Source organism: Mucilaginibacter sp. GW822-FHT03E02 (assembly GCF_058801545.1).
Genome location: NZ_JBXANJ010000001.1, coordinates 5478806 through 5503647, shown reverse-complemented (window position 1 = coordinate 5503647; position 24842 = coordinate 5478806). Strand labels below are relative to the sequence as shown.

At 42.7% G+C, this 24842-nt stretch carries 19 protein-coding genes and 1 pseudogene; 6 read left to right on the top strand and 14 right to left on the bottom strand.

Going from position 1 to position 24842, the window contains the following annotated elements:
- Nucleotides 1-72: 72 nt before the first annotated feature.
- From AC1RM2_RS22845 to AC1RM2_RS22810, 8 genes and pseudogenes are all read right to left on the bottom strand, one after another.
- The gene (locus tag AC1RM2_RS22845; RefSeq protein WP_492987463.1) at nt 73-513 is read right to left on the bottom strand and encodes a hypothetical protein; all 441 of its coding nucleotides are present in this window, start codon (nt 511-513) and stop codon (nt 73-75) included.
- A 110-nt stretch (nt 514-623) separates the two neighbouring features.
- The gene (locus AC1RM2_RS22840; RefSeq protein ID WP_492987462.1) at nt 624-1163 is read right to left on the bottom strand and encodes a hypothetical protein; all 540 of its coding nucleotides are present in this window, start codon (nt 1161-1163) and stop codon (nt 624-626) included.
- Between the two features lie 382 nt (nt 1164-1545).
- Nucleotides 1546-2294: pseudogene (locus tag AC1RM2_RS22835) on the bottom strand (DUF72 domain-containing protein).
- Nucleotides 2295-2394: 100 nt separating this feature from the next.
- A complete protein-coding gene (gene mmuM, locus AC1RM2_RS22830) occupies nt 2395-3321 on the bottom strand; it encodes a homocysteine S-methyltransferase (RefSeq protein WP_492987461.1) in 927 nt (308 codons plus the stop codon).
- Between the two features lie 144 nt (nt 3322-3465).
- Nucleotides 3466-4254: a hypothetical protein gene (locus tag AC1RM2_RS22825; protein ID WP_492987460.1), complete on the bottom strand. Its 789-nt coding sequence runs from the start codon at nt 4252-4254 to the stop codon at nt 3466-3468.
- Between the two features lie 127 nt (nt 4255-4381).
- Entirely contained in the window at nt 4382-5110 is a 729-nt protein-coding gene (locus AC1RM2_RS22820) for an SDR family oxidoreductase (protein ID WP_492987459.1), read from the bottom strand.
- 616 nt (nt 5111-5726) lie between these two features.
- Complete coding sequence (locus AC1RM2_RS22815) at nt 5727-6299, bottom strand: Pvc16 family protein (protein WP_492987458.1); 573 nt, start codon at nt 6297-6299, stop codon at nt 5727-5729.
- A 277-nt stretch (nt 6300-6576) separates the two neighbouring features.
- Nucleotides 6577-6909, bottom strand: coding sequence for a hypothetical protein (locus tag AC1RM2_RS22810; protein ID WP_492987457.1), 333 nt, complete (start codon nt 6907-6909; stop codon nt 6577-6579).
- A 165-nt stretch (nt 6910-7074) separates the two neighbouring features.
- Between AC1RM2_RS22810 and AC1RM2_RS22805 the strand changes: the two genes are divergently transcribed.
- From AC1RM2_RS22805 to AC1RM2_RS22795, 3 genes are all read left to right on the top strand, one after another.
- Nucleotides 7075-8376 carry a hypothetical protein gene (locus AC1RM2_RS22805; RefSeq protein WP_492987456.1) on the top strand — a complete coding sequence of 434 codons (1302 nt, stop codon included), beginning with the start codon at nt 7075-7077 and terminating at the stop codon, nt 8374-8376.
- Nucleotides 8377-8588: 212 nt separating this feature from the next.
- On the top strand, nt 8589-11069 hold the full coding sequence (locus tag AC1RM2_RS22800) for an AsmA family protein (RefSeq protein WP_492987455.1): 2481 nt from the start codon (nt 8589-8591) through the stop codon (nt 11067-11069).
- Between the two features lie 343 nt (nt 11070-11412).
- The gene (locus AC1RM2_RS22795) at nt 11413-12273 is read left to right on the top strand and encodes a sigma-70 family RNA polymerase sigma factor (protein ID WP_090652399.1); all 861 of its coding nucleotides are present in this window, start codon (nt 11413-11415) and stop codon (nt 12271-12273) included.
- Between the two features lie 429 nt (nt 12274-12702).
- Here AC1RM2_RS22795 and AC1RM2_RS22790 read toward each other — a convergent pair whose 3' ends face one another.
- Together AC1RM2_RS22790 and AC1RM2_RS22785 are read right to left on the bottom strand one after the other, a co-directional pair.
- Nucleotides 12703-12894, bottom strand: coding sequence for a cold-shock protein (locus AC1RM2_RS22790; protein ID WP_090652398.1), 192 nt, complete (start codon nt 12892-12894; stop codon nt 12703-12705).
- Nucleotides 12895-13043: 149 nt separating this feature from the next.
- Entirely contained in the window at nt 13044-14981 is a 1938-nt protein-coding gene (locus tag AC1RM2_RS22785) for an alpha-amylase family glycosyl hydrolase (RefSeq protein ID WP_492987454.1), read from the bottom strand.
- 396 nt (nt 14982-15377) lie between these two features.
- On the opposite strand from AC1RM2_RS22785, the gene AC1RM2_RS22780 reads away from it, so the two are divergent.
- On the top strand, nt 15378-17558 hold the full coding sequence (locus AC1RM2_RS22780; protein ID WP_492987453.1) for a TonB-dependent receptor family protein: 2181 nt from the start codon (nt 15378-15380) through the stop codon (nt 17556-17558).
- Nucleotides 17559-17611: 53 nt separating this feature from the next.
- Here the strand turns inward: AC1RM2_RS22780 and AC1RM2_RS22775 are convergent, their stop codons facing one another.
- Nucleotides 17612-17980, bottom strand: coding sequence for a response regulator (locus tag AC1RM2_RS22775; RefSeq protein WP_492987452.1), 369 nt, complete (start codon nt 17978-17980; stop codon nt 17612-17614).
- A 168-nt stretch (nt 17981-18148) separates the two neighbouring features.
- Nucleotides 18149-18721: a thymidine kinase gene (locus AC1RM2_RS22770; protein WP_477357404.1), complete on the bottom strand. Its 573-nt coding sequence runs from the start codon at nt 18719-18721 to the stop codon at nt 18149-18151.
- Between the two features lie 273 nt (nt 18722-18994).
- On the opposite strand from AC1RM2_RS22770, the gene AC1RM2_RS22765 reads away from it, so the two are divergent.
- Nucleotides 18995-20008 carry a DUF8457 domain-containing protein gene (locus AC1RM2_RS22765; RefSeq protein ID WP_492987451.1) on the top strand — a complete coding sequence of 338 codons (1014 nt, stop codon included), beginning with the start codon at nt 18995-18997 and terminating at the stop codon, nt 20006-20008.
- A gap of 159 nt (nt 20009-20167) precedes the next feature.
- Here the strand turns inward: AC1RM2_RS22765 and AC1RM2_RS22760 are convergent, their stop codons facing one another.
- Together AC1RM2_RS22760 and AC1RM2_RS22755 are read right to left on the bottom strand one after the other, a co-directional pair.
- On the bottom strand, nt 20168-22747 hold the full coding sequence (locus AC1RM2_RS22760) for a family 20 glycosylhydrolase (protein ID WP_492987450.1): 2580 nt from the start codon (nt 22745-22747) through the stop codon (nt 20168-20170).
- Between the two features lie 206 nt (nt 22748-22953).
- A complete protein-coding gene (locus AC1RM2_RS22755) occupies nt 22954-23880 on the bottom strand; it encodes a cobalamin-binding protein (RefSeq protein WP_492987449.1) in 927 nt (308 codons plus the stop codon).
- A 196-nt stretch (nt 23881-24076) separates the two neighbouring features.
- Here AC1RM2_RS22755 and AC1RM2_RS22750 point away from each other — a divergent pair, with 196 nt between their 5' ends.
- A complete protein-coding gene (locus tag AC1RM2_RS22750; protein WP_492987448.1) occupies nt 24077-24700 on the top strand; it encodes a LysE family transporter in 624 nt (207 codons plus the stop codon).
- Nucleotides 24701-24842 lie beyond the last annotated feature (142 nt).

The following is a 24842-nucleotide window of genomic DNA, read 5'->3' as shown; positions in this document are numbered from 1 at the left end:
AACAATACTTAACATTTAGTCAGTTTAATACATAAACTATATTGCCTATTAATAACAAGGCTCATCTCAATCTCATTTCTTAAGTGTGATGATCCTGTCATACCAGCCTTCGGGAGTCAGGCCGCCGGCGCTTAAAATAGCGGTATGGCTATCGGGACGGGTAACATCATAAATTGTTTCGGAACCGCGAATCGTAGCATTCCCGGCATGCACAACAGAATAATCAATCACCACTTTACCGTCGCCACGGAAATTGTAGGTAGCCGAATCGATGAGGCTTTTTACGTGGGCAACCAGCCTGCCATTTTCTGTAAATTCATACGTATCTGCAGCTACGCCTATGTATTTACCTCCACCGCCTTTAAAGGGCCCTCCACCTGCTAATGACGATGAATCGCTCAGCAACTGCCACTTGCCGGTTACACCAACGTTTTGATTGTCGTTTTTGCCGCAGGCTGATAAGCCAATAACTATTAAAGCTAAAAGACTGATAGGGTACAGGTATTTCATCATGGTTTAGTAATTATTGGATAATATAACTATACGTGAAGGTTAACGTAAATGCTACATCGTTCCTATCATTTTTAAAACCTTCAATGCTGGCATCGCCAGTAATACTCAAATCAATGCCCGTTGTTTGACCAATGAGGCGGATCAGAAACAAGCTTTATAACTCCGTAGGTTTTGCCCACCTGTTGCAGTTTTGAATTACTGTTATTACCCGGCGTGGCTGGTATTGGTATTACCAGGCCATTGGCCTGCTTCAAGTTTAAGGTTCCGGTCCAGGTAATCGTCATATCTATAGCGGTGCCTTCAGAATGTTTAGATGGAAAGGCCGGGCGAAAAGCAATACCATATCCTGCTACCATAGCTTTAGCTGCTGCAATTGACTCTGCCGGTGTTGGATGCACCCATTGAATCTCTAATCCGGGAAGAGTGCCTGCATGTTGAGGTGCAAGCGTTCCGGCGGCTATATCAAAGGAAGTATGCATTAGGAACGCCCGCTCCGTTGGCCTCAGCGTTGCCGAAATAACTACAGCGGCATGTGCGGCTATTAGTGCATCATGAAATAACTTTACCTGGTTTTTAAAAGGTGATACCAGATCATCTATTGATCTGCTTGTGGGGTACCGGTGTACCCATTGGGAGCCGCTTAATTCCATAAGTTTTAGGATTTAGGATTTTTCATAGCTAAGATATTGATTTACTGACAAAAAGCATTACCTATTGCAATAATTATTTACCTAAGCAACCAATAGGATTCTGATTAACTTGGCAGGAAGGATATCTGAAAGACAAAAAGCGGGCCTAATATTGGTACATACGAACCAAATGTTAAAATCTTCTTTGCCCCAGCAACCGCAAATAAACCTGTTCGTGCAGTTCACGCATCGCGAAGAAAAAAAGTATAAATACCAGTAGATTTTGAAGGTAAGTTGAATGGCTAATTGCAATTTAGGTTACATGATAATGTTTTACCGGGTTTGCCCCTCGTTATGCAACCGAAGTGACACCTCTTACCACTATTAAAACCCGATCTCGTAGCTAATAACCAGTATACCTGTTCAGCAAGTGCAGGTTATTTAAAGCATCGCCCATGGTGTTGTTAAAATACGCGTAAACTGTTTTACCTTCTGCTTCCCATTCTTTTACGTATTGCGCATATTCATGCAAAAAGTCATCGCCATAGCTGCCACGATATCCACCTTCGGGCCCATGAAACCGCAGGTAAACAACATTATCGTTAATAGCTATCAGCGGACTGGCAGATTCCGGCATATCATGCAATACCATCCCCATACTATATCGCTCCAGCAACTCATAAACATCCTCTTGGTACCAGCTACGGTGCCTGAACTCAGCCGCTACTGCCCATTCATTACCCGGGTCATTCAGGCGAATGATGCTAATCAGTTGCTCAAACGCGTGCAAATTGCTCACCTGTATACTGGCCGGGAACTGCACCAGCAGGCAGCCTTTTTTATGACCGGCATTGTTAATTGCCTGCATAAATCGTTCTACATCTTCGGGTTTAAAAGCCAGGTTTTTATTGTGTGTTATCTCCCGCCACAATTTATAGTAAACCTGAAATTATCCGGCACATCGGCAGCCCATTTAGCAACGGTTTTACCTATGGGCAATTTATAAAACGAGCTATTGATCTCGATAGAATTAAACAAAGTTGCGTAAAAACCTAACCGGCTTAAATGTTGAAATTCTGCCGGAAAATCGCGTTTGGGTATGGGAATCTTTAAACCACTTGTACCTGCGTAAAATAAATTATCGTTGTCCACCCAAGTATAATAAAACAACTGGCCCGATTGTTTTATATCGAAACGATCGTTCCGATATAAAACCAAGCCCCTTTTTGAATTTTGACTTTTGAATTTTGACTTAGCCCAACTGCTGCAATTGCTTTATATCTTCGGGCGTTGTTTTACAACAGCCGCCAATAATTTTGGCGCCTGCCACGTACCAGCTTTTTGCACCATCATAAAAATGGGTATCACCGGCGCTAGCCGGTAGCCAGCATTTATTTTCCGCGTCCCAAACCTCGCCCTTGTTGGGATAAACCAGGATGTACTTGCCTGTATTTTCGGCCGCTATTTTTACCAGGGATGCAATGTGCTGCGGGGCGGTACAGTTAACCCCAACAGCCACAACCTGTGCCGATTGATTTAATAGCTTTACGGCTTCGGCAAAATCCTCTCCGCTGCTCAGGTGAGTTGCATCTTTACAGCTAAAACTTATCCAGGCTTGTACCCCGGGAAACTCCGCCAGTAATTCCTGCAAAGCTACGGCCTCATCTATACAGGGGATGGTTTCGCAGGCCAGCACATCCGCGCCGGTTTCAACCAGCACCTGCATCCGGCGGCGGTGAAATGTTTTCAAATCCTGAATACTTACCCCATAATTGCCCCTATACTCAGATCCATCGGCCAACGAAGCCCCGTAAGGACCAACAGAGGCAGCTACAATGGGTTTTTCGCGACCGGGGGATGCTTTCATAAACTCATCACGTGCGTCAAAAGCCAACTGTACGCTTAGTTGCATCAGGGCAAGGGCTTCGTCGTCAGTGTATCCGTGTTTTGCAAAACCTTCAAAGCTGGCCTGGTAACTGGCTGTTGTTATAACATCGGCGCCGGCCACCAAATAATCATAGTGCACCTGCTTAATCAGTTCCGGGTCCTCGCTCAGCAACTTTGCCGACCATAAGCTATGATTAAGGTTAGCACCCCTTGCCTCCAGTTCGGTTGCCATTGCCCCATCAAGTACAACGAAACCCTTTTTTTGAATAAAATTATCGAAGATATTTTTCATGCGTGAAATTCTGCCCGCAAGGTAGCAATTGTATAATTTATGGGTTACACCTTACAATTTAAATTTTGAAGAATGTACCCCGCGACGACACAACAATTCCTCTCTCAAAGGATCGTATTTAACAATTACATCTTATAAACATCCCTATCGCCATTTATTTAAATGCCTTAAGGTTACCAGTTTGGTGCCTCCCTTAAAATCGATATCATCACGAAATTTTATCCTGATTTTATTATTGGCTACTTTTTGCACAAGCCCGTTAAATGCTTTTAATTCATGGTCTATCCTCCGGTTGAGGGTATCGCTTTTTATATTGACTTTGGTATCCAGCCCAAATAAACCATATTGGCTTACTGTTACCGGCAGTGGTGGCAATTGCCATTCCCAAATCGGGAACGAATATAGCCGTTGCCATTTATGACCTTTGAAAGTCATGATGGTATATGAGTTTAGGCTCGACCAATCGGCATTGTCTATTACGTATGATATCTCATCGGTGCCGTCGCCATTTAAATCGCCTTCATTTTTCAGGAAAGTTAATCCAAAATTATCTTTCGATGCAATTTGTAGTTTACTTATATTCTTGTTATTACAAGTTAAGACTGATATTGGTTTCTTCCTGATAACCGAATCAACCATACCATCATAATCTACATTATCATAAAACTTATTGGTTTCTTCATGATCTATGCCGCTAACAAAATGTTCGGTAAGGGTGTCTTTTTTGTCATCTCCGTCAAAATCGCCGGTGATTACAAAACGGTAACCCCAAACAGGCTTCGCAGGCTTTACGCTACTCGTTTTATCTTTCGATTGCTCATTTTTTAAAGAAACAATCTTAGCCGGCCCTGTGCTACCTGGCCTTTTTTGAGCGTTTGAGCAGGCGTAAGTCAGCAGGCAAATAAGAATAAGGCTCGTAAAAAGGCGGGACATGCTAAAAGAAATATTGCCTTAATTTAAGCAATAATTATCAGTGTTATTGTAAGCCTGCAAAATATAAAAGTTGTTAAATTTTGCAGGCTTAAATGCCGGTATCCACGGAAACAAGATATCAATACTGCTACACCAGCACCGTACCCCCGTCAATTACCAAACTCCGGCCTGTTCCGTATTGTTGTTTCATCAGGTAAATAAAACCTAAGGCTACGTCCTCGGCCTCCCCTACTCTTTTCAGTAGCAGGTTATTTTGCAGGTATTGGTACATGCCATCGCGCTGCTCATCGGTCATGGAATCCCAAAGGCTGGTTTTAATAACACCGGGCACCACGCAATTTACACGGATAGGCGCCAGCTCGACAGCCATGGCCCTTACAAAGCCCTCTATGGCACCACAAATAGCCGATGCTACCGACCACCCCGCTCCGGGCCTTTGGCTGGCTGTGCCGCTGGTAAGCGAAATGGAGCCCCCCTTGTTAATATAAGGCGCACCGTACTTCACAGCGGCAAACGCACTCCAGAAACGGAGATTGAAAAAACCTATCGCTTCATTAACAACCGTATGGCTGATGTTGCTGAGGTTAAGATTTTCGCCGGCGGTATACACCAGGTGATCAAACCGGCCTGCTTTTTCAAAAAAGGCTTTAATATTTTCTTCTTTACTTAAACCTACAGCATAACCTTCGCTGCCCGGGGGTAGCAGCTCCAATGCTTTATCAACGCGTTGCTGGTTGCCGGATACAATAACCACTTTAGCACCCTCGGCTGTTGCCGCTACGGCTGTTGCCAGGCCCAGGCCGCTGCTGGCCCCCAATAATATTACTCTTTTATTTACTAATGATTGATTGTTCATCGTTTTTAAATTTTGATGGTACAAAATTCGGCACGATGGCAGCCTATCCACTTAACAAATGGTAAAAAGCGTTATCTTGTGACCATTACTAACGGGCTTGGCAAACGCCCGTTCATTTTACAAATATTAGCATCAAGTACCTAAGCCGCGACAAATACGCATTTACTACAGACAAAGACGCTGCGACAGTTAAAAACATTTTACTGTTAAACACTTTAATAAACCCCAAACTGGTTATGATAAATACCAACAAACGGTTTATCGGACAGGTGGACAACAATAATTTCCGGGTTATTAGCTCAGGAAAAAGGGGTATTTTGTGTATTTTGGAAGGCAAAATAGAACTCGCTGAAGGCAAAAAAAACGAGATTATCATCGAGACAAAGCTTCACAAAGCATTTTTGATATTATTTATTGTATAGGCCGTTTTGATGTTCGCCTTATTGATGGTATCTCCCTTTTTATCTGAACCGAAAGAGCCATTTTCACTATTGATCTTATTTCCGTTTTTTATCGCAGTTTGCTTTTTCAGACTTTTGCTGCATGGTGGCTATGTTCTTTCGCGTAACGCCGGCGTCAAAGCTATAACCAGGTTGCTTGAATAAAAATACTTTCCTCAGCTCATCCGCTCGCGCGCCTCAAACTGTTTAATAATGCCACGCCTTTCTATCGGGTTTTGCTTTGGGAGCTCTGCCATTCGCACCCGGTATACCATATGCGGAAACTGCCTGCCGCCCATAGTAGTCCACAGGTTGCTGGTTTCTTCAAAGCTGGGCGAGTAATTTTCGACAGTGAGCCTAAACCCATCGTTACCTGTTTCTGCCCCGGTCTTGGCAGGCCAGGTAAAGACGTTGTTGCCGTCAAAAAAGTTTATGATGTGCGAAAGATTTAACAACGACTGATCGTACGAATGGTAAACGCATGACGATATCAGAACATAAAGGCTCAGGTACCGGGATGCCGCCCGGCCAATATTGCGCGTATTATCAGGAAAGTGCTTTACAGGAATATCTTCAGATGCAATTACCAGGGTAATAAGCACGTTGTTTAACCGGTTAATTTCTTCGCCCGTTAAATGAGCAACATTGCGTAGCTGAACAAAATCATCGGGCACGCTGCCATTGCCTGCGGCGGTTTTGAGGTTATTGTTTAATTGCTGGGCCAAAAGTTTTACTGCCTGGTAAATCATCACTTTAATTTTAATGCTTTGCTGCAGTAAAATTGGCTATAAACAGCTTTTTTATGATAAGTGCCGGTACTAATATTGGCCCGTATAATTACGCGATATTGTTACGTATACCTACTGTGGCAAGCCAGGCTTTTAATGTACCACAATCAGGAAATTCGCTTTTAAAATGGATATGATTTATTTATCGCCGAGGCGCAGAGCGATTTGCTTATTTTTTCTTTGCGCCTCTGCGTCTTTGCGCGAAAAACTTGTAAACGCTATTTCTCTGGTACCACAATTATTTTACCACCCTAATTTTAGTGACTATAATATAATTGTATGTAGCAAAAATACCTGTATCTTTTTTGTAACTTAAATTAACGTTTATAGGGAACCGGGTATTTTCATTAATTCCCAATTGGGCCAGCGAGGAGTTGATATGATAATAGGAAGGTGGATTTTTTGCGGTATCGTTTTTAATGGTGATCAGTAAGCCACCACATAAAGGCGAAGGGCACATGCGAAGGTCGTAGCCTGTTAAAACCCCATCGCTTTGATACGGGGTTTCGTTATTCTTTTTACAGGATGCAAATAGCAACCCTAAACAAAAGATGATAGCAAGCAATTTCATGATTAGTTTTATTATCAATACGAATTTAGTATTCGCAGCGATACAGGCTACTAAAAATAATTAAAAATCAACACTTTATATACCCATTAAATACAAATACCAACGAAATAACTTATATTGGTGTTTGCTTTTAATTTAGTACTACATCAACCTTATTGCCTGTAAATGACACCTACCCAAACCAATGCACCATGGCCAATATGGAGGCTGATAGCCTTCCGCTTTTTTTTCATTTACCTTACCCTGCAGATAGCGCCGCTGGCCTGGCTGGGCGCAATCCCCGGAGTGGGTAAATTATTGTCTTTTTACTATTCTTTTGTTGATTGGGCTGTAACCACATCTAACAAGCTATTTTTTCATGTTCGCGAGGTATTGGTACAGCCAAACGGCAGCGGCGATACCTCATGGGCCTGGGCGCAGTTGTGGGCAATGTTATCCGTAGCGATCATTGGCTGCCTGCTATGGTCGGTACTTGACCGTAAGCGGGCCAACTACACCCACCTTAACTACTGGCTTTGCCTGGCAGCCCGTTATTACCTTGCCTTTTTTGCCTTAAGTTATGGCATACTTAAAATATATGCCTTGCAAATGCCCTTTCCCAACCTGCATCAGCTGGCTACTCCGTTAGGCGATTTGCTGCCTATGCGTTTATCGTGGATGTTTATTGGTTACTCCAAAACCTACCAGGTATTTTCGGGCATTATGGAAACATTGGTGGGCCTGCTGCTGCTTAACCGCCGCACGGCTACCCTTGGCGTGTTTTTGGCGACCGGCGTATTTGCCAATGTAATGATGCTTAACCTCAGTTATGATATCCCGGTAAAAATGTTTTCTATGGAACTTACTTTTGTAAGTTTGTTTTTGCTGGCCAATGAGGCCGGGCGGCTTTACTACTTTTTTGTACTCAATAGGCCTGCGCCAATTGCCGATACTTATCATTTTAAATATACTCAAAAATGGATGCGTATTGGCCGCATTTTAGTCAAATGTGTATTTATAATACTGGCAGTGTTTATGCAAATTATAAACAACTGGCAATACTACCAAACGCAACATGCTGCGCCGGCCTTGCAGGCTTTCAAAAACGGCGTATATGAAGTTGCCGTTTATTCGGTGAATAATAAGGAGATCCCTTTATCCATTACAGATACTTTACGATGGCACGACTTTATCCTGGAAGATGGCGCAGGCAGCATCAAAACTGCTGATACCGCTTTCAGGCAACGCTATAAACGGGGGTATTTTGCCTACAATACGGATGAGGCAAAACATATTTTCAAAATAAAAAAAATGGCCGACGACAGCCTATGGATGGCCAGTTTCAGGTATGAAAAGCCGGATAGCACAACTATAAAGTTATGGGGCAAATTGCTTAATGATAGCCTGTATGTAGTACTGAAACGGACAAACCGCCACTTCCAGCTGGCCGAGCGGCAGTTTCACTGGCTAAGCGAGCACAACAGGTAATTGGGAGATCTGTGGTCTGAAGCCTGTGGTGTGGGGTCTGTGGTGCGAACCGGACTTTTACCTTCGAATGCTTCCGATCACAGAACACAGACCTCCGACCTCATACAACAGGCCTCAGACCACAGCATTCAATTGTAACAACTTTACTGTTTAAATCTGTAGCTATCAAACAATTAATCAACATCGATGCTTTTTAGATAAAATAGTTAGCAATGCCTAAGTGGATTAAAATAATATTGAGAGTATTGGGGGCTTTAATAGGTGTTGTAATCATCGCGTTTGCAGGCGTTTCTATGTACATCATCTTCAACAAAGAAAAGGTGTTAAAAATGATGACCACCGAACTCAACAAAAACCTTAATGGCACGCTTACCATTGGTAAACTCGATCCTACATTTTTCAAGGGCTTCCCCGGTGTTTCGGTAAGCCTTAAGGATGTAATAATAAAAGACAAACAATGGCCGGTACACCGCCATACACTATTAGATGCCAAAAACTTCGATGTATCTGTAAATGCCGCGGCTTTGCTGCATGGCAGCGTGGAAATTAATAAAATAGATATCAGCAATGCCGTTATTGATTTGTTTACCGATAGCACAGGGTACAGCAACACCGCTGTGTTTAAAAGCCAACCAACGGATTCTGTTAAAATAGAGAAAAACACCAGCCCATCTACTCAGATCAAACGCTTTGGTTTAACCAATGTGAATTTTACCGTCGACGACCGCAAGGCTTTCAAGTTATTTAAGTTTGAGGTACAGGATCTTGATGGCCGCATGCAGTGGCCTGCTACCGGCTGGCACGCCTACATCAGCCTGAAAACAATGGTTAAAAGCTTTTCTTTTAACACCAGGAAAGGCAGCTTTATGAAAGATAAACTACTTTCCGGCGACTTTGACATCACTTACAATCAACCATCAAAACAAATTACAGTAGCCCCTAAGGTTTTAAATATTGGTGGCGATGCATTTACTATAGGCGGTAAGTTTGACCTGGGCAAGCCGAACGTTAATTTTGCACTTAACATTACCAACGATAAAATCTTGTGGACAGATGCATCCAACCTGCTGGCGCCCAACATTACCAAAAGCCTTAAAATGTTTAATATTGATGACCCGATAGCCGTAACCTGCAAAATTGCAGGCACTTTTGGCGGCGGGGGCGATCCATCTATATTTGTTACTGCCCGGATAAGCGATAATATTGTTACCATGCCCGGTGTTACGATTGAAAACTGCAGCTTTAGCGGGGTATTTTCCAATAATTATATGAATGGCAGGGGACTTAATGATGATAACTCCGTTATCAAACTCTATCATTTTAACGGTACTTATAAAAAGGTGCCATTCACCATCGATACGGCTTTTATAAATAACCTGAATACACCGGTGGCCACGGGCATTTTTAAATCAAACTTTGATATTGCAAAACTAAACGGTGCCATTGGCGACGAAGACCTGCGCTTTACCAAAGGCTATGCCGATATTAAGCTGGCCTATAAGGCCAATCTGGTTAACTTTCGGCTCTTAAAACCTCAGTTAGCCGGTACTATCAATATCAAAAATGCAGCTGTAAGCTATGTGCCGCGTAATCTTAATTTTAAAAACAGCGCCATTACCATCAAATTTGCAGGTAACGATTTATTGCTGAACAATATCCGCATGCAATCGGGCCAAAGCATTGTTTACATGGATGGCCGGGTGAACAATTTTTTAAACCTGTACTACACCGCTCCCGAAAAAATAGTGCTTAAATGGCAGGTGCGCAGCCCGCAATTGCATTTGGCCGAATTTCTGGGCTTTTTAAACCGGGCCGAGCCGGTTGAAAAGGTTAAAACCAGGAGCAAAAAAACCAACATGAACGATGCCTTAAGTATAGCATTTGAAAAAGGCAAGGCCGAGATCCACCTGCGGGTTGATAAAGTTTATTATAAAAACTTTTTGGCCACCGACGCAACTGCCGACTTTTTAATGGCCGACAACAGCATCAAGGTTAACAACTTAAGTGTTAAACATGCGGGCGGCTCATTAAAGCTTAACGGCAATTTTGTGCAAAACGGCAAGGTTAACGATTTTACCATCAATACTAAAGTTGATAACGTAAATACCAGCAACTTTTTCCTGGCGTTTAATAATTTTGGGATGAACAGCTTTACGTCGAAAAACCTGAGTGGCTTTTTATCAGCGCAGTCCCATCTTACCGGCAAAATTAATGGCGCCGGTAACATTGTGCCGGGCAGCCTGAAGGGCCTAACCACAGTTGATTTAAAAGAGGGCGCTTTACTAAACTTTAAACCAATTACAAGCGTAGGCAAGTTTGCGTTTCCGTTCAGAGATTTAAAGAATATCCGCTTTCAAACGCTTAATATGACGTTTGACATTGATGGCGATAAAATAAACATCAGCCCGATGCAAATAAATTCAAGTGCCATTAACATGAATATAGCCGGTGTTTATTCATTCTCGAAGGGTACAAATATAGCGTTGGATATACCTTTGCGTAACCCCAAAGGCGATACCGCAATAATTGACGCAACCGAACGTAATAAAAAGCGTATGAAGGGAATTGTATTGCACATTTTGGCCGCAGATGGTGATGATGGCAAAATAAAAATCAAGTGGAACAAAAATCGCGATAAAGACAAAAAAGATGATAAAAAAAATGAAAATACCGATGATAAAAAGGGCTTCTGACAGTTTTAAAAATGGCAGGATATGTGCCTCATTTATAACAAATAAAATAGATGTATTTTTGACACAATAATAGCAATTGAATGCGTATCTTTGTGCATCCATTTAAGAGAGATCACGATTGATAATACACTTACCGGTAACTGCAACATATTTCAATACGGTAAACACCGCGCATCCTACTGCAATAGTATCAAAAAGCCAACCCTTGCATCATCAGTATCCCGGGTTCAGAAAAAAATTAGGAGCACCGTTAAATGATCATATTTTTTTGTAAAGCAGGTTAAACCAACCGTGTAAATTCTTATCGGACATATAATTAGCTGAAATAAATCTATTCAATAAAATGAGACAACTCAAAATATCCCAATCCATTACCAATCGTGAATCTCAATCACTTGAAAAATACCTTCACGAGATAGGTAAAGTAGATTTAATATCTGCCCAGGAAGAAGTGATCCTGGCGCAAAAGATCCGTGAGGGCGACCAGGCCGCATTAGAGCGTTTGACAAAAACAAACCTTCGTTTTGTGGTATCTGTGGCAAAACAATACCAAAACCAGGGTTTAACCCTGGGCGATTTAATTAACGAAGGTAACTTAGGTTTAATTAAAGCTGCTAAACGTTTTGACGAAACAAAAGGCTTTAAATTCATTTCATACGCAGTATGGTGGATTCGCCAATCTATATTATCTGCCGTTGCCGAGCAGTCACGTATTGTGCGTTTACCATTGAACCAAATTGGTTCATTAAGCAAAATTCATAAAGCGGCTTCAAAATTAGAGCAGGAATTTGAAAGACAACCAACACCGGAAGAACTGGCCGAGGACCTTGAAATATCTGTTGATAAAATTGCCGATTCATTAAGCAATGCGGGCCGCCAGGTATCTATGGACGCTCCGTTTATACAGGGCGAAGAAAATACCTTGCTTGATGTTTTGCAAAGCACCGATGCAGCAACCGATACCGAACTGATGATGGATTCATTATCACAAGAGATCAAACGCTCATTAGGTATCCTTGCCGAACGCGACCGTGAGGTTATTATCCTTTTCTTTGGTTTAGGTGGTTATGCTGCCCATTCGTTAGAAGAAATTGGCGAGAAATTTAACCTTACCCGCGAGCGTGTACGCCAGTTAAAAGATAAAGCGTTGATGCGTTTACGCCACAACTCAAAATCAAATCTTTTACAATCGTATTTGAACTAAGAAACGATCTTACAGATTATAAGAAACGCGAATGATGAAAATTATTCGCGTTTTTTTGTGGTATAATTATTTCTCCTGTCATGCTGAGTGGTAAAATTTCGCGAAATTCCGAAGGGAGAATGACAATGATTTCTCCCCAATGTCATGCTGAACTTGTTTCAGCCCCCCACGTGCTAAGTATACTTCATGCGGGTCACCTGTCCTGTGGGATCCTGAAACAAGTTCAGTATGACTTCCGTTTTTTAACTTGTCATGGGTAGGTACGAAGCATCTGCATACCATGCAATATTCGTCATGCATCGTTCGCGAATAGGAGATGCTTCGTTCCTCAGCATGACGGCCTTTTTTGATACAAAAACTTTACCCCATAAAAAAAGCATCTGCCCTTTAAGAACAGATGCTTGTACGATTATAATAATAGTTTATTTATTAACCTACTTTTACATTTACCGCATTTAAGCCTTTTTTACCTTGCTCTACATCGTAGGTAACGCTATCGTTTTCACGGATAGTGTCGATAAGGCCTGAGGCATGTACAAAAACTTCGGCACCACCATTTGTTGGTACGATAAATCCGAATCCTTTGCTTTCATTGAAAAATTTTACTGTTCCTTGCATTATATTTTTATTTAATTAGGCGAATGTACAGTTAAATAATTAACAATTTGTTATAAATAAGGCAATTAAAGTTTTACCACGCAAAAAAACTTTAAATAACAAAAGCCCTGGGGTTACCGCGGGGCCTTTATTATTAGCATGTTAGCCTGCTATTAGTGCGTTAAAGCAGCGCTGCTGTACACATGATACTCGCCTGGCGCAAGTGTTACCGGCATGGTTGCCGAGGTAACATTTAGCGTTGCCCCCGTTAATGCATCGGTATAGGTACCGGTTGACGGAAAGGTAATATTGGCAGTTTGCGTTACCACATCAAAGTTTCCTAATACTTCCACATTGGCGCTGGCATCTTTTAACTGGATACTTTTAACATAACCTGATAAATCATACATATAATTTGTTGATGCAAATACCGCGTTTTTTTTATGCAGGTTAATCATTGCCGAATAAACTTTATATAGCTGCACCCGCTGGGCATCGGCAAAATAGTTCCACAAAATAGGTTTATTACCTGTGCGGCCGTTCAGGTCGATAGATTTATCGTAACCCAATTCACCAAACTGCCATAACATTTTAGGGCCGGGTACCGAGAACAGGAATGCCGCAGCCATTTCTTCGCGTTTTAAGCCGGTTGCAATATCCTTAACATTATAACTACCCGAAGCGTTTCCATAGCTTTCATTTTTAAACATCAGGCGCTCCTCGTCATGGCTTTCAAAATAACCCACCAATTGGTATGGCAGGGTAAAGGTATGCTGATCGTAAAAGATCCCTTTAAAATCCCAGCCGGTAATGTAGCCCATGGTAGCCTGGTTGGCTGCATAATTCAGGTTGTTCCAAAGCATCATGCCCTCACCGGATAGTTCTTTTTCTTCCTGGTTGGCTGCAAAATGTTCCAATATCACATAAAAATTATTATTGTCGATGCTTTTGATGTAATTGTTGTAATCTTTCCAGATGGCAACGCGGCTGGCATCATATTGGCCCCAGGGACCTACCGCGGCATCGCTGGTACCATAATTTACCTGCGTGAAGCCCTTGGAAAGATCAAACCTGAAACCATCTATCTTATACTCCTGCATCCAGAATTTGAGCACATTTTTTACAAAGTACTTGGTGGCAGCGCTTTCATGGTTAAACTGGTACCCTACGTTGTACGGGTGCGTAGGATCAACATTGTACCAGGGGTTATTTGCAGCTGGCTTGCCCGCGGCAGTATTAAAATACATTTGCACCATTGGAGATTGACCGAACGAATGATTTAAAACCATATCCTGGATAACCGCAATCCCTCTTGAATGGCATTCGTCGATAAATGCTTTTAAGGCATTTTTAGTTCCATAATATTTATCGGGCGCAAAGTAAAACGAAGGATTATATCCCCATGAAAGGTTACCTTCAAATTCATTTATAGGCATCAGCTCAATGGCATTTACACCAAGTTTGGCCAGGTAGTTTAATGAATCTTTTAAGGTTTGATAATTGTGATTGGTAACAAAATCGCGCACAAGCAGTTCATATATCACCAGGTTCTTTTTCTCAGGGCGTACAAAGGTTGGCACCTTCCAGCTATAAGCAGGCTGATTGGCCTGCAGCACGCTTACATTTCCGGTTGTTTTGCCGCTTGGGTAAGCTTTTAAACCAGGATAGGTAGTTGCATCTATATAGCTGTCATTGGCAGGATCCAACACTTTTTGGGTGTACGGATCGGCTACTTTAAGTGTGCCGTCAATCAGGTATTGGTAGGCGTACTCGGTATTGGCATCAAGGTTATCAATCTGGATCCACCAGTTTTTGCCATCGGGTGTATGATTCATGGCGTATTTGGCATCGGCTGTCCAGTTATTAAAATCGCCTATAACGCTTACCGATGTTTTTGATGGCGCGTACAAATTTAAAATAACCGACTTGCCCGCGTTGATGTAAGTAACCCCATCAACAGCGCCCGAAGGCAACGCTTTACCCCCCGGCACTACCGTCGTGGTGTCTCCGGGAACGTTCCCGGAATTATCTCCAGAAGAAGGCTTCTTGCATGAGGTAGATCCAATCACCAAAAAGGTGACCAGCAAAAAGTAAACATTTTTGATTATCATATATTTTGTGTTTATAAAATTGGCGATATAAAAGTAACCTGAATTTTCTATTTTAAGTATAACAACACCCAAAATAAATTTCTCAAAAATAGCAACTGGGGTTATGCTATGAAAACCAAGCGTTTACAAAAGTATATAATTAGGTTTTAAGAAACAATAGGCGCTACCACTTTCAGACAACCGGATATAGTGGGTGAAAATCTGTGCAACATACCGGACGATTATAACCCTAACCTTGACAGGGGTGACGCAGCATGAATATTTTTAAATAAACCTGTCAATCCACAAAAATTATACTTAGCATTGCGCTTATTTAGAATCATTCTTGAAAATGATATTCGCCATAGTATTGCTTAATCATGTCAGGTTATACGCCTATACTATCAATTTAAACTTATGAACAATTTTTATAAAATAACCCTATTTATACTATCCATCGTGGCATCCGGCTATGCCCAGGCGCAAAAGAGCACCAGGGATACCCTGCACCTGGATAGTGTGATTATTAAAGAAAGCAGGGCAAAATACCTGTCCAATGTGCAGGGTACTTATATTTTTGCAGGTAAGCGTACGCATTTAATTTACCCTGATGCCGGTAAAATTACCCTTGTCAATAACTCCGCCCGAATGCTATTTGCCAAAGTGCCCGGCCTTAATGTTTGGGAAATGGATGGCGCCGGTTTGCAATTAAACATAGGCAACAGGGGTACCGATCCGCACCGGTCTATCGAGATGAACATGCGGCAAAACGGATACAATACCAACTCCGACGCATTTGGCTACCCCGAAAACCACTACAATGTACCCTTCCAGGCCATTGGCGAAGTACAGCTTGTACGGGGCTCGGCCGCGTTACAGTTTGGCCCCCAGTTTGGCGGCATGGTAAACTATAAAATTAAAGAGGGTGACAGCACCAAAGTTTTTGGTTTTGAGAGCGAACAAACTGCCGGTTCAAATAACTTTTTTAACTCCTACAATGCCGTTGGCGGAAAAGTTGGCAAACTAAGCTACTACGCGTTTTACTCCACCCGTCGGGGCGATGGCTGGCGGCCTAACGCGGTCTTTGCTTACCACTCGTACTATGCCAATATCAAATACCAGTTTAATAGCAAGGGCAGCATAGCCTTGCAGTTTTCACGATCAGATTATGTACAGCAAATAGCGGGCGGCTTAACAGATGCTCAATTTGCAGTTGATAACCGGCAATCATTCAGGGCCAGAAACTTTTTTAACCCCGAAATTAATATCCCGGCATTGTTATTCAATTACGCGTTTAACAGCAACACCCGGTTGGAAATTACATCACATGTCGTATTTGGCCAGCGTAACAGTGTGCAGTTTATCAATACGCCCAACATTAAAGACACCGTTAATGCAAGCCTGAAAACCTTTAACCCAAGGCAGGTAGACAGAGATTATTATGCAGGCTTTACAACCGAAGCGCGTTTATTGCATACCTACAAATTGGGCTACCTTAAAAGCACCTTTACCACCGGGGTAAGATATTTTGAAGAAACCACCAAACGCAGGCAAAAAGGCGTAGGTACCATCGCCTCCGATTTCGATTTAACCCTGGTTAAACCTTATGGAATAGATTTAAGGCTGCACTCCATCAACTATGCTGCCTTCGCTGAGAACATTTTTCAGGTTACGCCACAATTTACCATAACGCCGGGAGTACGGTATGAGTTTATCAAATCAACCACCTCGGGCGTTATCAGTAATGCCACCTACCCCATTGGCTATAAAGGGAACCGCAACTTCCCGCTGTTTGGCACAGGGTTACAGTACCAGTTCGGCAATGGCAGCCAGCTGTACGGCAATATATCGCAAGCTTACCGCCCCTACCTGTATGCAGCCGTTACCCCTGCTGATAACCTGACAATTATTGACCCTAATATTAAAGATAGCCGGGGATATGATATAGATATGGGTTACCGCGGTAATATAGGCGCTATTTTCAGTTATGATATTAATGGCTTTTATGTACGCTACAACAACCGGGCAGGTACGCTCACCCAAACCGACGCCCAAAACGTAAGCCATCTGTTTTTAACTAATATTGGCAATGGCGTGGCCAAAGGGATCGAGGCTTATACCGAAGTATCATTACTCCGTTCGTTTGATGCCCGTGCGGGCAGCGATATCCGTTTGTTTAACTCACTGGCTTATACGCACGGGCGCTACATCACCGGATCAATTAACCAGGCAGGTAAAAATATTAGCCTGGCCGGCAACCACCTGGAAAATGTACCCGACTGGATAAACCGTACCGGCCTTACCTTTTTAAGCGGGCCTGTAAGCAGTACCCTGCAGTTGAGCTACACCAGCAAAAGCTATAGCGATGCCAATAATACGGTATTTAACTCGACCGGCGCTACAGGAATAGTACCTGCCTATCATGTGGCCGACTGGGCATTTAACTATCGGTTCCTGAAAACCTACCATATCAGCGCCGGCATCAATAATCTTTTTAACGCCAAATACTATACCCGCCGCATTAACATGTACCCGGGGCCGGGCATTTTGCCGGCAGATGGCCGGACATTTAATATCGGCTTTGGAATTAAGCTATAAACAAAAAAGGCCTTCCGGGATTATGGAAGGCCTTTTTGCTTATTTTTTGTCAACTATTCTAAATGTTTTTTTACTATTCCGGTTAGCTCAGTTAAATCGAATGGTTTTTTAAGGTAGCCGTTGGCGCTGCCGGCTTTGGTAATTTCTTCTATATTGTTTACGGCTGATATCATAACAACTGGTATATGACTTGTGGTTGGGTCGCTTTTAAGGCCTTTGCTTATTTCCTGGCCGCTGGCATCGCTTTTCCAGTCGGTAAGCCAGTTATCCAGCAGGATAAGGTCAGGGTTTATTTCTAAAAGTTTTTTTAATATCCGGGCATTGTCCGAGGCTACAACTTCGTAACCCTCCTCTTCCAGAACGTACACTATAGTATCCCTGATGTCTTTATCATCTTCGATCACTAAAATTTTCTTAGCCATAAGGTATTGATAGTTAATACCGAATATAGTTAACTTTAATTAAAAATTATAAAAATTTCCTATAATTCATTTTAAAATTAAACAGGTCCGGTGTTATAATAACAAACAGACCACTTTTTGTTTTGGCAATTAAGCTGATACAGGAAAATATTTTCGGCTATAATTACCTTAGCTATTATAGCAAATGCGGCAGCGGGGTTCGTAGCTTTCTTTCTCGCCCAAAAGGATGCGGGCGTTATCGGGTACAAGGCGATAGGAATACATAGCAGGGTTTCCGCATTGCACGCAAACGGCATGCAGCTTGGTAACCGATTCGGCAATGGCCATAATGGCCGGCATAGGACCAAAAGGGCGGCCCTTAAAGTCCATATCCAATCCGGCTACTATAACACGAATACCCCGGTTAGCCAGTATGGTACATACTTCGGGCAACTGATCATCAAAAAATTGAGCTTCGTCGACCCCTATCACGTGGGCATCATTGGTGAGCAATAATATAGCCGAAGCACTATCAACTGGTGTTGAGCTAAACCTGTTGGCATTGTGCGAAACGATGGCATCTTCGCTGTAACGCGTATCTGATTTAGGGCTAAATATCTCTACTTTTAGTTTAGCTATGCGTGCACGGTTTAACCTGCGGATAAGCTCTTCGGTTTTACCTGAAAACATAGATCCGCATACCAGTTCAATACTGCCACCTGATTCACTTTTACGCCTGAAAACATCTTCGTGGTAAACCATTCTTTAAATAAATTCTAAATCCTAAACTCTAAATCCTAAAAACAAACTCTAAATCCTAAAAACCAAACTCTAAATCTTAAAAACCTGTTGTAATTGCCAAATTTCGATATTAGATTCTTGACTCCTTAGCCCAAAAAGAAAAAACGGAAGATGTAAAACAAAGCAACCGATATTCATATTGTAACTACAGCATACAACGCGTATGGTATAGCACGGCGCCAAATATCAGAATTTTATCCTATTTTTGGTAAGCATTTTCCCAACATTGAAGCCATGAAGCAAATGGATATTTTTAAAAAGATTGGTGGTATTTTACAAGAGCTTAATGACCAATATGATTACCTGAAAGCCGAAAGCAGCGATTTGAATGAACTTGAACTGGAGCTTTTTGTAGCCAACGCCCATTTTTTAAAAGATCATGCCGAAATATTGCGCAAAATACATGAGCGCAAAACCACACCGGCCGAAAAACCGGAGCCGGTTGCCATCAAGCCGGAACCTGTAATTGAAAAACCCAGGCCAGCGGTTACAGCCACACCTGCATCAAGACCAGAGCCTTTACATGAACGTCGCTTTTTTGAGCCGGTAGTTCAGCAAAAACCGGCAGTTGAAAACAGGCTGGAATTAAGCAAAGAAGCCGAACCGCTTGTTCACGTGCCTTATAACCCGGTTAAACCCGAAATAGAATTGCCTATTCCTGCTAACGAAGAACCGATCTCTTTTATCGACCCTGAAGCAGATAACACCATAGATTCATTTGAAACCGAACAGCCCGAATTACTAAATCAGGAATTAGTTTTGGAGGAGGCCGAAGATCCTGAAGCGAATTTTAAAGATGCCGAACCCGTAACGCAGATTGAAGAACCGATAACAGTAAGCGCACCATCGGTTGAAAAACCGGCACCTGCGCCGCAGCCCGAGTTATTTAAACCAATGGCGTCTAAAACTGAAACGGCCAAAGAAGAAATCCTCACTTTTAACCAAAAGATGTCGGCCCAGAAAACCGAACGAGACAACGGCCTATCAGCACAGGTAAACGCCTTACCCGTTACCGACCTGAAATCGGCCATAAACCTGAACGATAAATTACTTTACATTAAAGACTTGTTTAACGGTTACAGCCTGGCCTACAGCGAAGCGATTGAAATAGTAAACCGTTTTAACACCTACGAAGAAGCCGAGCGCTTCCTGAAAACCAACTACGTTACCAAAAACAACTGGGAGGGCAAAGCTGCAACTGCCGAGAAATTTTATACTCTTTTAAGAAGAAGGTATCCTGCGGTTTAGTCATTAGTCATTAGTCATTAGTCATTAGTCATTAGTCATTAGTCATTAGTCATTAGTCATTAGTCATTAGTGGCAATGAAAATCCGCAGTCAATTGTTTTGATCTGCGGATTTTTTTGCTCTTATTTTGACTTTCGACTCAAAACTTCGGACTTAAGACTTACAACGTCGATCCTTGTTTCTTTCCTTCGGCGGCCTCGCCGCCTGTTGCTATGTTACCTCCCCTGCCTTTTGGGTCAAAGGCGCGGAATTTAATTTCGCCTCCTTTATAATCAACCGGTGCGGTGTATATTTTGCTGTTAGCGTCAGGGTCTTTACCGTTGGTGGTGTAACGGATGGTTAGGCCGGGGAATTCGATATTGCTGGCATACTTACCATCCTGCAAGCTAATGCCTGGCTTAGGTACACGATAATTATAACCACCATTATAATAACTTAAGCGGGGCAACTCCCGTTTGCCCAATACATTCAAAAATGTCGACCACGCTAAATCATATTCCTGTTTTGCTTTTATGGGGTCTTTTTCGGTAGCCCAGGCCGGGTCTGCCGCCCAGGCACGTTCGGCAAGGCCAAACAGGCGGGGGAATATCATGTAATCCATACGCTCGGGTCCTTTAACTGTTTCGGCCCATAGCGCGCCCTGTAAACCAATAATGTTGGTTTTACCATAATCGGTAAGGCGCTGCTTGCCTAAAAATATGTTTTGGTTTATGGGCGCGCCATTCCTGTCAACGTCAGCATTCTTAAAATAGTCATATGGGATAAAGGAATAAAATTTATCGATACCCAAAAACGCGCCCCAATAATAACCCGGCTCATCAAATGATTTGTAGTTGGCCATATCAAAGTATAAATTGGTAACACAGGTAAGCACAACCTTGTAGCCGCCATTGGCCAGCTTGTAGGCCAGGTCTTCCTGGCCGCCGCCTAATACGTTGTTCCATACATCGGCCTGCAGGTGTTCGCCGGTAAAATCGGGATTGGGCACATAGGTGTCGTTACCGTCTATCTTTGTTTTGCGCAGGGCCATTTCTTCCCATCCCGCCAGGTGAATTCCTTTCGCTTTTAATATCTGGTTTACCCGGCCGTAAAAATAATACCATAAATCGCCTGTGTTTTGAATTTCGGGGTGGCTGGCCTTTAAAGTGAGGTAGGCCGGCGATTTTTCCCAAACGTGGGGTGGCACTTCATCGCCGCCAAAATGAATACCAGGCAATGGCGCACCGGCTTCTTTGTAAATGCTTATCAAATCATCAACAACCCTTTCAACAAAGGTATAAGTTGATGGCAACGATACGTTAATTACATTATCATTCCAATATTGTACAGACCGGTATTCGGATTTATCGTCCAAATCGCGCAGTAAATATTTGGTGGCTTCGTCTTTTTTGCCTTCGGCCACCAGGCGATCATAACGGGCATCCATGGCTTTGATAGATGCACGGGCATGGCCGGGTGTTTCAATCTCGGGGATTACGATGATGTGCCTATCGGTAGCGTATTTCAATATTTCAATGTACTCCGCCTTCGTATAAAAACCGGAGCCGTAAGGATTATTTACATCAGGCCCCGAACCATGGGATGCAGGCAGGTGATTTTTGCTATCCAGCGTATGACCGCGTTTTGAACCAACCGAAGTAAGTTCGGGCAATGATGGAATTTCAATTCGCCAGCCTTCGTCATCTGTTAAGTGAAGGTGCAAAACATTTAGCTTATAAAGGCTCATGGCCTCAATCAGTTTAATAACCTGTTTCTGAGTCTGGAAGTTACGGGCCACATCCAGCATCACGGCGCGGTGGGCAAAACGGGGAGCATCCTTTACATCCACGCAAGGAATTTTAATACTCTTTTCGGTTTTAACCCATGCAGCGGGCGAAACCAGGTTTGTTAATGATTGGATGCCATAAAAAGCACCCGCAGCTGTCGACGCGTTAATGACAACACCTTGTGCACTTACCTTAAGTTCGTATCCTTCGGGTGCAATGCCATCAACTTTTTTTAATGCGATAACTGTACCCGCTGAGCCTGCCGAGATAGTTAACGGCCTGCCCAATATTTTACTAAAGCTGTTGGCCAGGTAAGCTGCTTCTTTGGCAAAGGCACCATCGGCAACAACCAACGTTTTTCCGTCGATAGTAAACGTACCAGCGGTTTCGGTATAGCTTACCGGTGTAGGCAATATTTTAGGTAACTGATCGGCGGAGATATCGGTAACCGTTTTATTCCTGTCGTAAACAATTTCGGGAGTAACCAGGCCTGCGTAGCTTGGTTTGTATGGCTTGATATCAAAAGAGCCAATACTATAACCTTTTTCGGGCTGCTCATCCCAAACCATATATATACCTTCGGGAGCATCGGTAACGTTTACTACGGGGTCATCGTTTACATATTCTATCCGGGCCGATTCGCCTGGTTTCAAATCTTTAAAGCCCCCGGTTGGGGTAATACTGTATAAATCGCCGTTTACCTGGTTTATTTTGGCGTTACCGCTTACCGCGTTCTCGGTAAAACCACGGCCCGAGTTAAAGTAAAACTTCCACCCGCCAGCCGGCAAAACGTTTTTACCATTATTGGTAATTACCAGTACGGTTAACGCTTCATTTTTATTCTGATAATTGTTATCCATCACCTCCCAACTGATGCGTAGGTCGGCGGCATTAAATTTTACGGCATCGGTAGTTTTGAAGGCTGTACTCATAAAAAATGCTGCAAACAGCACCAGGATAAAGATTTTGCGCATAGTTGGGTTATGTTAGATAATAAAGGGCAGCTAAATATAGGCAACTTTTTAAATAATTTTAATAAGTTGAAATATTATTATTACACCCGCCCTTTTTAAAGCAGTCTGCAAGTGTTGTGTTGCGCAACAGATGACACAAGCCGCAACAACGCGAACACACTGATTATCAAATCACAAAGCGCAGCAATCACCAATAACCCTCCCTGTTACACCCCAAACTTAATCCACCCTTCACCCTCATACCCAAAAGCAAATTGTTTTGGGCGGATTATTTCGGCCAGAATTTCAATAGAGTCCACAATCCGTGGGCCGGGGCGGTTAAAGTATTGATTGCCATCGGCTATATACAGTTGATTGTTTTTTACGGCCTTTAAATCGGCAAAGCCAGGTAATTGCATTAAAACATCAATCTCCTTTAACGTACGTTCTATCGAAAAGCCACAAGGCATCACTACTATTATTTCGGGGTTCTGTAGCCGGATATCGTCCCAGCTTACATAGGGAGAATGCTTTCCATCCTGTGCCAATACAGGTGTACCGCCGGCAATGCTAACAAGGCCGGGCACCCAATTGCCTGATACCATCATGGGTTCAAGCCATTCGATACAGGCCACAGTAGGTTTGCTGTCGGCAAATTTCAATTTGTGTTTAATAATGTCAACCCGCTCGTTCAACAGTTCCAGCAACTCGGCACCGGCCTGTGATACGTTCAGGGCATTTGCTATAGTGGCTATATCGTTAAAAATATCGTCGGGGCTATTGGGGCGTAAAGACACTATCCTGGCTTTTTTATCAAGATAATTATCCAAAGCCAGTTCAACATCGGCCAATGATACCGCGCAAACCTCGCACTGATCCTGCGTAATTACTACATCAGGAGCCAGTTGTTTAATCACTTCGCGTTTAACGGTGTAAACTGATAAGGCATCGGCCAGCAATTCTTTCACCTTTACATCAATTGCAGCACTGCTTAACCCATCAGGAAAATTGGCTTCGGTACAAACCGGCAGTTGTTTTACAAATTCGGGATAATCGCACTCGTGCGATCGCCCCACCAGGTTATCTTCGAGCCCCAGGGCACATATTATCTCGGTTGCGGATGGAAGCAAGGAGATTATTTTATCAGTTGACATGTTTCAGACGTGCAGATTTCAGATATGCAAATGTACGGAAGATGGATGGATTAGATGTGCAGATTTCAGATGTGCAGGTGTGCAGATGAAAAAAATTGACTTGCAGGTTTCAAATTAAAACCTGCAATTCTAAAATCTGCACATCTGCACATCTATAATTTGCACATCTGCACATCTACACCCTATCTTTGCGCCAATGATATTCCTTACCTTCATCATCGGGCTTATAGCCAACTGCATTGGTTATATCCCTCCCGGAAACATTAACCTTACTGTTGTACAACTAACTATAAACCGCGGAATGAAAGAAGCGCTGCGGTTTATGATAGCCTTTTCATGCGTTGAGTTTTTTTTTACTTATTTTATCATGCACGCCGCAAACTGGCTATCGAGTCAGATGCATTTAAGCGTTATTATAGATTGGGTAATGGTTGTACTGTTTGGCACCCTGGGCACTATTACCTGGATTCACCGCAACAAACCGCCCGAAACCAATTACTCCGACCATGCCAGTATTAAATACGGCATCCTGCTTGGATTTTTAAACCCTATGCAAGTACCGTTTTGGATGGTTACCGGTACTTACCTCATCACTCACGAATGGATCATGACAGGGAAAGTGGCCCTGGTTATATTCAGCGTAGGCTCGGCAGCCGGAGCCTTTTTAGGCCTGTTCCTATACGCCGAATTTGCCAAATTCATCAAAAGTAAATTCGCGCTTAGCGCCCGGCTTATTAATACAAGTATCGCTATTTTGTTTTTCGCGTTTGCGGCTTATCATATTGTGAAACAGGTTTATCTGACTTTTTTTAAACACTAATTTTTTGATTTGAAAATTTGAGGATTTGAAAATTTGAAGATGAATGCCTGGTGACCGCTAAGTATTGACATAAAAAAAGCCTCATCACTGAAGCCTTCTAACTTATATTACATTTGAGGATTTCATTTTCAAATTCCCAAAT